This is a genomic window from Pantoea sp. UBA5923 (assembly GCF_002431095.1).
Classification (GTDB): domain Bacteria; phylum Pseudomonadota; class Gammaproteobacteria; order Enterobacterales; family Enterobacteriaceae; genus Pantoea; species Pantoea piersonii.
Genome location: NZ_DJDN01000072.1, coordinates 1 through 10,809, shown reverse-complemented (window position 1 = coordinate 10,809; position 10,809 = coordinate 1). Strand labels below are relative to the sequence as shown.

Sequence of the window (10,809 nt, the reverse complement as noted above, 5' to 3'; positions counted from 1 at the left end):
TAATAAAGTTAAATAAACACAAACCAATACCATCAAATAAAGACAACCTTTCGCAAGCAGATCCGCACAGGATAGATGACGCCACTAGAGCAACCTGCGGGCCATTCAGTCGCCAGCAAAAAGAGCCATTTTTCACACAACGGGATTTTACGTGCCAGGATTAAACGCAGCGGGATACATGCAGGTGGGCCTTCACTTATCAACGAGGATGTTATGACGCTGCGATCGCTTCAGGCACTTTGCCTTGTAAATTTTTTTATGGCGGACGTAAGGGATGGATTAGGCCCTTTTCTGGGTATCTTTCTGACTGAACACCACTGGCAAGCGGACGATATTGGCTGGGTGATGACGGCAGGCGGTCTGGCTGGGCTGGTCGCCACTATCCCCGCGGGGCTGATAACGGATGCGACCCAGTATAAACGGCTGCTGCTGATTATCGGTTCGCTTGTCATCACCTTTTCAACGCTGCTGCTCTGGTATTTTCCCGAATCGTGGGTCACGCTTCTCTCGCAAATCCTCACCGGCCTCTCGGCAGCCTTTATCGCGCCTGTACTCACCGGCATCACGCTTGGCTTAACCGGGCCGGATAAATTTAGCCATCAGATGGGCAGAAACGAAGCCTTTAACCACGGCGGCAATATGACAGCGGCAATCGCCGCCGGGATTTTTGTTGCTTACTGGGGTACAGGGGCCGTTTTTGCGTTAATGACCGTGATGGCGTTATGCGCGGCGCTTTCTGTCTTAGCTATCAGGCATCAGGATATCGACAATCGCCTCGCCCGCGGCTTAAGCGGTGATGAAACCAGGCTTGTCGTGCCAGGGCTGTCGGTTCTTATTCGCAATCCAGCCGTTATCCTTACCGGGTTAACGCTGCTGCTGTTTCATCTCAGCAATGCCGCTCTGTTGCCCATGCTGAGTATGCGTGCCGCAGCTTCACATACCAGCGCGATGCCTGTTGGTGTTTATACTGCCGCGACGGTGGTTATTTCGCAGTGCGTGATGATCCCGGTTGCTCTGCTTGCCGCCAGCCACGCGCAAAAATCAGGCTATTCATTACTGATTACGGCAGCGCTACTGGTGTTGCCGGTGCGTGCCGCGCTCGCCTCTGCATACCCTGGTCCTTACGCGATGATCCCGGTTCAGGTGCTGGATGGCCTGGCGGCCGGACTGCTGGGCGTGGCGGTGCCCGGCTATATCGTTAAGGTGCTGGCGGGAAGCGGGCATACCAACGCAGGCCAGGGCATCATAATGCTTATGCAGGGGGTCGGGGCGGCGATGAGTCCGGCGCTGGCGGGCAGCGTTGCAGCCCGTTATTCCTATAGCACAGCTTTCGCAGTGCTGGGCATTATCGCCCTGACGGCGCTGATGATCTGGTGGGCTGCCAGCCGCTTCAACCGCGCCACAGCCTGAATCACATCGATTATGAGTACCTTTAAAGGGAATAAACAATCGTTGCCGGTACGATACTGTAAACACTGCAGGAAGCCGATGACCTGGCGAAAGAAATGGGAAAGATGCTGGGATGAAGTGCAGTATTGCTCTGAACGCTGTCGGCGTGAGTCCAGGCGGTGCGCGAGTAATAAAAAGTCGTGATACAGCACCGCCATTTAGCGGCTGAGAACAGATCGCGGTTATCGCGATCTGTTCTCAAGGCGACATAAACTTCTGCGTCGGTGCTTTGCCGCCGGACTTCTGGGCCGAGGCAGGATTTTCAGGCGGTCATAAGCATAGCGAAGGCGTCGCCGATCATCTTCAGGCAGCCTCGCGACACTTTCAATCGTGTGCAGTGCGCGCAGATTGATGAACTGGCGCGCGCCTTAAAGCTGTAATGCCTTACACGCCTATCGGCTGATAGCCCTGCCATTCCGGCCGGAAAGGCGCGCCGCTGTCCGATGGCGTGAGATGAATATATTTATTTCCGACCTTTTCCAGCAGGATGCAGTCATCCACATCCTTCAGGTTGTCTTTGTGCTGGTGAAGCGCGCCATTGAGCAGCGATGCCAGCCCTTTCGCTTTGGCCTCTTTGCTGTCTTGCGCGACAAACAAATCAAAGGCGTGCAGCTCCGCCAGGGAGGAAGGATGGTAGGCACCCGCATTAACGAACCACAGGCGCTGGCTGTTTTCAGGCGGCGTGTCAGCCAGACTGACTGCGTAACCGTCTGCCCAGCTAATACGCGCATAGCCGTCGATATGCACTTTGTCGGCATCGCCGAACCAGGCTTCACGCAGCGCAGGCCAGGCGGCCTCCGGGTGGTCTGCGGCCACAAACTGAATATCATGGACTTCAATATTGGACCTGCCGGCATTGCCGCCCAGGTAAAACATAAACAGATACACACCGCTCTCCTTTGCCTGCGCGTCAGGCGTACCAGGTAATGATTTCGCTTGCGCTATATACGATACCACACAACGAAACGGCAACCAGAAACAGAGACGATATTCCCTCAATACCTTGGCTATGTCGTTCCGGCATCCATCGCGTTATCAACAGGATATAGAGCGACAAAACGGTAAAATCGGAAAACATCCATACCAGAGAGAGCGTCAGGATACTGGTGGTAAAATCTGGCGTGACGGCGATGAACTGCGGGAAAAAAGCGACGAAAAAGAGGATATCTTTGGGATTGGATAGCCCTGTCAGAAAACCTCTGCTGAACCCTCCCTGGCCGCGCATTACCCTGGCCTCTTTACCTGCTGCATCTACTCTGATTGCCCGGAGGCTGGCAACCGCGCCCCAGCCGATATACAGCGAACCCGCCATTCCCAGCAAATAAAGGAAGAGGGGAGAAAAGGCGATCGCGCCTGCCAGCATTAGCGCAGCCAGCACAATCAGAACCAGCGATGCGCTGTTGGTTCCTGCTACCGTGGCAAAGGCGCGGCGACTGCCTTGGCGTGCTGCCGTCGCGGTCACCAGCGCCACGACCGGACCAGGAGTGATAAGCAGCACGAGTACAGCCAGTATGTAGGCACTCAGTAAGATCAGGTTCATTGCGCTCTTTATCCTTTTTTCTCTTAGCTCGCGCCAGATTATTGAGGCAGGCGAGGCGGTTGAAAAACGGATAAAACTCGCGCTTAATGTGACTAAAACTCACAATGAAGAAAGCTATGTCCCTGCCACCGCTTTATGCCCTGCGCGCCTTTGAAGCCGCTGCGCGATTAGAATCCTTCAGTAAGGCGGCAGCCGTCCTCAATATCACGCCAGGCGCGGTCAGCAGGCATATACGCACTCTTGAGGCCTGGTTTGAGTGCGAGCTTTTTCAAAGAAACGGGCCGCGAGTGAAGGTTAGCGAGGCGGGGCGAATCCTGGCGAGTCAGTTAACCGAGAGCTTTCTCGGCATTGAGCGAGCCTGTTACGCCTTCAAAAGCAGCAGCCTGGAGCTGCGGCTCAAGGCACCTTCAACGCTCACCATGCGCTGGCTGCTGGATGTGCTGAATGCTTTCCGTGAAAATCACACAACGCCTCGCGTAGAGATCACCAGCGTCTGGATGGATACAGACAGCGTGGACTTTATGCGCGAGCCATACGACTGCGCGATACTGCTCGGCAGGGGGGATTTCGGTGACTCGACTGAAAGCAGGCTGCTTTTTAGCGAATGGCTGATTCCGGTCTGCTCACCGACGCTGCTGGAAAAAGCGAGGCATCATCTTCCTGACTGCGACTTAATCCATCCGTCGCCGGATCGGCGCGACTGGCGCAGGTGGCTGAATAAGACAGGACGCTTTCCTGCGCTTGATCTTACCGGCGGCAAGGTATTTGACACGCTTGAGCAGGGCAATCTGGCCGCACTGAGCGGTCACGGCGTTTCGGTTGGCGATCTTTTGTTGAGTCTGGGTGCCATAAATAGCGGACTGCTGGCGCTTCCATTCAGTGAAGCGGTGGCGACCGGGGAGGGGTACTACCTTGTGTGGCCGCGTCACTCAGGCAAAACGCGACATATTGAGCTGCTGCTGACCTGGCTCGGGCTTCACGTACCAGGCCTCCCGGACGGCATGCTGAGTTATGTGAAAAATGCGTGAAGCACTATAAAAAAAGGGATGAGATTCATATCGTTTCCGCTATTAACTGGCCGCCAGTTACTCTGTTTTCAACCCCACCTTATTTGCACCCCCCCCAATCCTCTCCTACGCTTTTCCCCTTGAACATGCGTAAACCGTTGCGACTACGATCGCCTTTTTAAGCTGTAAAGGAGGAAAGTAAATGCAATACAGGAAACTGGGCCACTCGGGCCTGCTGGTCTCAAAGTTCGTGCTGGGCACTGTGCCGTTTGGCGGCAAAGCGGGATTTGAAAAAACTGGCAACGTTAACGCCAGCGAAGCGCGTCGTTTTATCGATATCGCGCTGGATCACGGCGTTAATATGATCGATACCGCCGATCTCTACTCCATGGGCGGCGCAGAAGAAGTTGTCGGCGAAGCGCTCGGCGACAAGCGCGACAATGTCATTCTGGCAAGCAAAGCACGCAGCCCGCTCGGCGATGGCCCGAATGAGAGCGGCGCCAGCCGTTTCCACCTTATCAAGGCGTGCGAAGCGAGCCTGCGACGCCTTAAAACCGACCATATTGACCTTTATCAGATCCATAACTGGGATGGCGTCACCTCGGTGGAAGAGACGCTGCGCGCGCTCGAAGATCTGGTGAAAAGCGGCAAAATCCGTTACTTCGGTACCTCTAACTATACCGCCTGGCAGATGATGAAGACCCTGGGCTGCGCCAGCGAGCGACACCTGCTCAAGCCTGTCAGCCAGCAAATCTACTACACGCCGGAGTCGCGTGAAGCAGAGTTCGAGCTGCTGCCGATGGCGCTCGACCAGGAGATCGGCACGCTGATCTGGGGGCCGCTGGGCGAAGGCCTGCTGACCGGCGCGGTCAGCCGTAACGGCAAAGCGCCTGAGTCAACCCGTCAGGGCAGCGGCTGGCCGGAACCCTATGTGCACGATATGGAACACGCCTATAACGTTATCGAGGTGCTGGAGCAGGTCGGCAAAGAAATTAACGCTTCTATTGCCCAGGTCTGCCTGGCCTGGCTGGCGGATCGTCCAGGGGTCAGCGCGCTTATCGTCGGCAACCGCAGCGAAACACACCTGCGTGAAAATCTGAACGCCTTTGAGCTAACCCTCAGCGACGAGCAGCGTCAGCGCATTGAAAAAGTGACGCGTCCGGCTCCGCGTTATCCCTACTGGCACCGCTTCACCAGCGGTATGGATCGCATCGATCCTGCTGAGCAACCTTTCCTGGATGAATATCGTCAGACTCTCGACGAACGCAAAGACCAGGCGCAGAAATAAGCCTCTGGCTGGCCACGCGAAGTGGTCAGCCCTTATCCTTATCTGGCAAACAGTCATTTGACCCGGTTATTGCGCCATCTCTGCTGAACGTACCTTTCTGCATATACAGAAGCGGTAACTTCTTAAGCGGGAATAGCTATCGCAGGCCAATAAAAACGGCGGCCCGAAGGCCGCCAAAAACCCTCAATTATGGTTAGTATTGAGGAAGCAGTGGCACTGCTTTGATGAAGAGATTAGCCCTTAACGCCTCCCGCCGTCAGGCCGCTGACCAGCCAGCGCTGCGCCAGAAGGAACACCAGCGTAATCGGGATAGCAGAGAGCACAGCGGCGGCAGCGAAGTCCCCCCACAGATAGTTCTGTGGATTCAGATACTGCTGCATACCGACCGCCAGGGTATAGCTGTTAACGTCCCGCAGCAGCAGCGAGGCGACAGGCACCTCTGTTACCGCGGCGATAAACGCCAGAATAAACACCACCGCCAGGATCGGCACCGAGAGCGGCAGCAGCACCAGCCGGAACGCCTGCCACGGCGTCGCGCCGTCCAGTGCGGCCGCCTCTTCCAGCGAACCGTCGATGGTTTCGAAATAGCCTTTAATCGTCCAGACATGCAGCGCGATGCCGCCAAGGTAGGCGAAAATCACGCCGCCATGCGTATTCAGCCCGAGAAAAGGCAGATACTGCCCCAGCCGATCGAACAAAGCGTAGAGTGCCACCAGCGAGAGAACGGCAGGGAACATCTGGAAAATGAGCATCCCTTTCAACAGGCTGGCGCGTCCAGCGAAGCGCATGCGAGCAAAAGCATAGGCGCAGGTAGTGGAAAGCGCCACTATGCCAATCGCGCTGATTGCCGCGATCTTAACGGAGTTCCACAGCCACAGCAGCACCGGGAAAGGCGGCGGCGTTACGCGGCCGTCGGCATGGGTGACGCTGAACCCCAGCGCCAGCCGCCAGTGCTCCCAGGATATCTGCTCCGGGATCAGACTGCCAGTCGCGAAGTTGCCGGCGCGCAGTGAAATTGCCATAACCATCAGCAGCGGGAAAAGAATCGCGGCGATAAACGCGAGCAGCAGCAGATGAGTCAGCAGCAAGCGCAGCTTCTGCGATTTAGGTTGTACCATAGCCATAACGCCTCCTTAGTCGAACTTCATCCGCACAGCTTTCAGGTTAATCACCGCCAGCGCGCCTACCAGCAGGAAGATCAGCGTCGCGATCGCCGCCGCCAGACCGAAATCCTGCCCGCCGCCGCCCTCAAAGGCGATGCGCCACGTATAGTTCACCAGCAGATCGGTATAGCCCGCAGGCGTCGTGGTGCCAAGCCGGTCGGGACCGCCGTTAGTCAGCAGCTGCACCAGCACAAAGTTGTTAAAGTTAAAGGCGAAGCTGGCGATCATCAGCGGCATAAGCGGCTTTAACAACAGCGGCAGCGTAATCAGAAAGAAATTCTGCAATGGCCCTGCGCCATCCATCGCCGAAGCTTCGTACAGGTCGTCTGGAATCGCCTTCAGCAGCCCCATGCAGAGGATCATCATGTAGGGGTAGCCCAGCCAGGTATTGACGATCACCAGCATGGCGCGCGCCAGCAGAGGGTCGCTGAACCAGGCCGGCTGGAAGCCGAACAGCGCGTTGAGCAGCACGTTGATCTCGCCGAAGCTCTGGTTAAACAGGCCCTTGAATATCAGTATCGAAATAAAGGCCGGTACGGCATAGGGCAGGATCAGCATCACGCGATAGATCGCTTTCCCCTTTAACGCTTCCCACTGCACCAGGCAGGCGAGCACCATACCGACGGCGACGGTCAGCGCCACGGTCAGTAGCGAAAAGAGCAGCGTCCAGCCGAAGATCGCCAGGAAAGGCTTCTGGATCCCTTCGTCGGTAAAGACGCGCACAAAATTCTTCCAGCCCGCATTCACCGTAAAGCCTGGGCTAAGCTGCTCGCTACCCCAGCTGCCGTCGGCGTTGACGCGCTGGAAGAAGCCTGTTTTATCATTCGCCTGATACAGCTCGCCGCTTTGCTGATTTTTCAACTGCTGGTCGGCGGTAAGCAGATAGAGCGGGCGCGTGCCGGAGAACTGCCGCAGCGAACTCATCACCAGCTCGCGGCCGTCCGGCAGCCGGGCGCGGATCTGACTGAGCGCCTGGCGATTGCTGGTGATGACCTTCAGCGTTGCGCGCTGGCCCGCAGGCGGCGCGGCGCGGGTCATACTGAGCGGCTGGTCACCGCCAAAATCGAACGGCGGCGAAACGTAATTTTCACTCTCGCTGGCTAACAGCAGCTGCCAGCGGCTGCCCGCCGGATAGAGCGCGAAGTTCATTCCCGCGCCGTCCTGATACTGACGGCTCAGCAGCACCTGCTGCGCGCGCGCCTGGGTAAGCTGGTTGGTACTGCTGTAGTTGGTAAAAGCGATCGCCACGGTGCAGGCGAGGGGGAAGAGCACAAACAGCGCCATACCGGCGAGGCCGGGATAGACATAGCGCCAGGCATAGGCGCGCCGGTTAGCGTAAATCCAGATGCCCGCCGCGCTGACAATCAGCGTCACCAGCGCAAACAGGTATTCGCCCTGCGCATACATCAGCACCAGAAGGTAGCCGACCAGCAGACAGCAGATCCCGACGAGAACGCGCTTCAGCAGCTGGCTGGCGCCTCCTGTTTTCGGTTTTCCTGACATGATTCGGTGTTCCTTAACAGCCAGTGGTAAGCCGGCGCAAGCCGGCTTCAAGGAGGCATTACTTATTCAGGCGCGCCTGCGCATCTTTCAGCGCGGCGTCTACGCTCTGGCGGCCGCTCAGGGCGTTAAGCGTGGCGGTGCGCATCGCGTACCAGAACGCCGCCATCTGCGGAACATTCGGCATAATGTCGCCGCTGCGCGCGTTGTTCATGGTGGCGGCGATACGCTCATCTTTTTCCAGCGTCTGCTGGAACGACTTCAGCGTCACCGCGCCCAGCGGCTTATCTTTGTTCACCGCGTCCAGACCGGCGTCGGTCAGCAGGTAGTTTTCCAGGAACTCTTTCGCCAGCTCTTTATTCGGGCTGGCCGCGTTGATGCCCGCGCTAAGCACGCCAACAAAGGTTTTCGACGGCTTGCCGTTGAGGGTCGGCAGCAGCGTCACGCCATAGTTAATGCCGCTCTTGTCGATATTGCTCCAGGCCCAGGGGCCGTTGATGGTCATCGCGGTCTGCCCCTTATTAAAAGCGGCTTCAGCGATAGAGTAATCGGTGTCGGCGTTGAGGGTTTTGGCTTTGACCTGATCGACAAGGAACTGCATGCCCGCCTTCGCGCCTGCGTTATCTACGCCGGTGTCTTTGATGTCGTAGCCGCTGTCGGTCTTTTTAAAGGCGTAAGCGCCGCCTGCGGCCAGCAGCGGCCAGGTGAAATAGGGTTCCTGCAGGTTGAACATAATGGCGCTTTTGCCTTTCGCGCGCAGCTGCTTGTCAACGGCCGCCATCTCTTCCCAGCTTTTCGGCGGATTAGGCAGCAGGTCTTTGTTGTAGATCAGCGACAGCGACTCGACCGACACGGGGTAGCCAATCAGCTTGCCATTAAAGCGCACCGCATCCCAGGTGAAGGGAAAGAGCTTCTCCTGGAAGCTTTTATCCGGCGAGATTTCCGCCAGCAGGCCTGACTGGGCGTAGCCGCCAAAGCGGTCATGCGCCCAGAAGATAATATCGGGGCCGTCGCCGGTGGCGGCCACCTGCGGATACTTCTCTTCCATCTTATCCGGATGCTCTACCGTCACTTTAATGCCGGTATCCTGCTCAAACTTTTTACCCACCTCGGCGAGCCCGTTATAGCCTTTGTCGCCATTGATCCAGATAACCAGTTTTCCCTCTTCTATCTTCGCGATTGCCGAGGCCGAAAACAGCATGGCCGTAAGGGCGGAAAGGGCAAAAATACGTGCGCCGGTTTTCATTTTCATAACTCCATCCTGTTAGCGGAAACGGAAATCGTTTTCCCGCACATTGTGGCGATCCGCTGCGGCTTCTCATCCTCCCGCGCTCTACGCCTGCTGACGCTAAGCCGTGATCGCCGTTGCAAAACTGCACCGTTATCACGGGCTGGCGCACACTCTCGTCGCCGCGGCTCTGCGCGGTCGATCACAAAAAACAGCAGGTTACCGCCTTCGCGGCACCAGGCGCGGCGATCTCCTCCTCCTCTCTCATCCCCCAGCTAAACCGTCCGCGGCGGAGGATGTGCGGCGACTGAACCTTTCCCATAGTGGTCGCCGGAGTCTGCCTGCGGCGATGCGGGCAAGAGTGAGCAAGCGGAGAGGAAAGCAATGGCGAGCGTCGCGTTACGCAATGTCACTAAGGCCTGGGGCGATACCCTGGTCTCAAAGGACATCAATCTGGAAATCGGCGAAGGAGAGTTCGTGGTATTCGTCGGCCCTTCGGGCTGCGGTAAGTCCACGCTGCTGCGCATGATCGCCGGTCTGGAGACCATTACCAGCGGTGAGCTGCTGATTGGCGATCGGCGGATGAACGAGGTGCCGCCTGCTGAGCGCGGCATCGGCATGGTGTTTCAGTCCTATGCGCTCTATCCGCACCTTTCCGTGGCGGAAAACATGTCCTTCGGCCTGAAACTAGCGGGCGTTAAGCGCGGCGAGATCCAGCAGCGCGTCAACCAGGTAGCGGAAGTGCTACAGCTGGCGCACCTGCTGGATCGTCGGCCTAAAGCGCTTTCCGGTGGACAGCGTCAGCGCGTGGCGATCGGCCGCACGCTGGTCGCCGAGCCGCGCGTCTTTTTGCTGGACGAGCCGCTCTCCAACCTCGACGCCGCGCTGCGCGTGCAGATGCGCATTGAGATTTCACGTCTGCACAAGCGCCTGAAGCGCACCATGATTTACGTCACGCACGATCAGATCGAGGCGATGACGCTGGCGGACAAGATCGTGGTGCTGGACGCCGGACGCATCGCGCAAATCGGCCGGCCGCTGGAGCTTTATCACTATCCTGCCAACCGCTTCGTCGCCGGTTTTATCGGCTCGCCGAGGATGAACTTCCTGCCCGTCAAGGTCACCGCCACCGCCATCGATCAGGTGCAGGTTCGCCTGCCCAACGATCAGCGCATCTGGCTGCCGGTTGAGAGCGCAGGCGTACAGGTCGGCAGCAATATGTCGTTAGGCATTCGTCCCGAACACCTGCTTTCCAGCGATATCGCCGACGTCACGCTCGAGGGCGAGGTACAGGTGGTCGAGCAGCTCGGAAACGAAACGCAAATTCATATCCAAATCCCCGCTATCCGTCAGAACCTGGTTTACCGCCAGGAGGACGTCGTGCTGGTAGAAGAGGGCGCCGTGATGGGCATTGGCCTGCCGCCGGAGCGCTGTCACCTGTTCCGCGAGGACGGGAGCGCCTGTCGCAGGCTGCATCAGGAGCCTGGTGTTTAGCCCTGCAAAACAATAAAAGCAATGACCTCAGGAGACAGAAAATGATAACTCTGCGCAAACTTCCCCTCGCTATCGCCATTGCGGCGGGCACGATCTCTGCCCCGTCGATGGCGGTCGATTTTACCGGCTACGCCCGTTCC

10 protein-coding genes are annotated in these 10,809 nt (G+C 57.6%); 5 read left to right on the top strand and 5 right to left on the bottom strand.

All coding sequences use genetic code 11. The features are described from left to right. Positions 1–213 precede the first annotated feature (213 nt). Both B3797_RS16975 and B3797_RS16970 read left to right on the top strand, forming a co-directional pair. Positions 214–1,410 carry an MFS transporter gene (locus B3797_RS16975; protein WP_311791678.1) on the top strand — a complete coding sequence of 399 codons (1,197 nt, stop codon included), beginning with the start codon at positions 214–216 and terminating at the stop codon, positions 1,408–1,410. A 12-nt stretch (positions 1,411–1,422) separates the two neighbouring features. Then, positions 1,423–1,593: a DUF2256 domain-containing protein gene (locus tag B3797_RS16970; RefSeq protein WP_311791677.1), complete on the top strand. Its 171-nt coding sequence runs from the start codon at positions 1,423–1,425 to the stop codon at positions 1,591–1,593. Positions 1,594–1,833: 240 nt separating this feature from the next. Here the strand turns inward: B3797_RS16970 and B3797_RS16965 are convergent, their stop codons facing one another. Next, positions 1,834–2,337 (bottom strand): DUF1543 domain-containing protein, encoded by a 504-nt coding sequence (locus B3797_RS16965; RefSeq protein ID WP_311791676.1) that lies wholly within the window; start codon positions 2,335–2,337, stop codon positions 1,834–1,836. Positions 2,338–2,359: 22 nt separating this feature from the next. Further along, a complete protein-coding gene (locus B3797_RS16960; RefSeq protein ID WP_311791675.1) occupies positions 2,360–2,989 on the bottom strand; it encodes a LysE family translocator in 630 nt (209 codons plus the stop codon). A gap of 116 nt (positions 2,990–3,105) precedes the next feature. On the opposite strand from B3797_RS16960, the gene B3797_RS16955 reads away from it, so the two are divergent. Together B3797_RS16955 and B3797_RS16950 are read left to right on the top strand one after the other, a co-directional pair. Continuing rightward, positions 3,106–4,017 (top strand): LysR substrate-binding domain-containing protein, encoded by a 912-nt coding sequence (locus tag B3797_RS16955; protein WP_311791674.1) that lies wholly within the window; start codon positions 3,106–3,108, stop codon positions 4,015–4,017. Between the two features lie 181 nt (positions 4,018–4,198). Then, a complete protein-coding gene (locus tag B3797_RS16950) occupies positions 4,199–5,284 on the top strand; it encodes an aldo/keto reductase (protein ID WP_311791673.1) in 1,086 nt (361 codons plus the stop codon). Positions 5,285–5,517: 233 nt separating this feature from the next. Here the strand turns inward: B3797_RS16950 and malG are convergent, their stop codons facing one another. From malG to malE, 3 genes are read right to left on the bottom strand one after another with little or no spacing between them, the layout of a single operon-like run. Beyond that, positions 5,518–6,408: a maltose ABC transporter permease MalG gene (gene malG, locus B3797_RS16945; protein WP_311791672.1), complete on the bottom strand. Its 891-nt coding sequence runs from the start codon at positions 6,406–6,408 to the stop codon at positions 5,518–5,520. Positions 6,409–6,417: 9 nt separating this feature from the next. After that, positions 6,418–7,950: a maltose ABC transporter permease MalF gene (gene malF, locus B3797_RS16940; RefSeq protein ID WP_311791671.1), complete on the bottom strand. Its 1,533-nt coding sequence runs from the start codon at positions 7,948–7,950 to the stop codon at positions 6,418–6,420. Positions 7,951–8,008: 58 nt separating this feature from the next. Then, positions 8,009–9,199, bottom strand: a complete 1,191-nt coding sequence (gene malE / locus B3797_RS16935) for a maltose/maltodextrin ABC transporter substrate-binding protein MalE (RefSeq protein WP_311791670.1) — start codon at positions 9,197–9,199, stop codon at positions 8,009–8,011. Between the two features lie 360 nt (positions 9,200–9,559). On the opposite strand from malE, the gene malK reads away from it, so the two are divergent. Beyond that, positions 9,560–10,669 (top strand): maltose/maltodextrin ABC transporter ATP-binding protein MalK, encoded by a 1,110-nt coding sequence (gene malK, locus B3797_RS16930; RefSeq protein WP_120456610.1) that lies wholly within the window; start codon positions 9,560–9,562, stop codon positions 10,667–10,669. Positions 10,670–10,809: the final 140 nt, after the last annotated feature.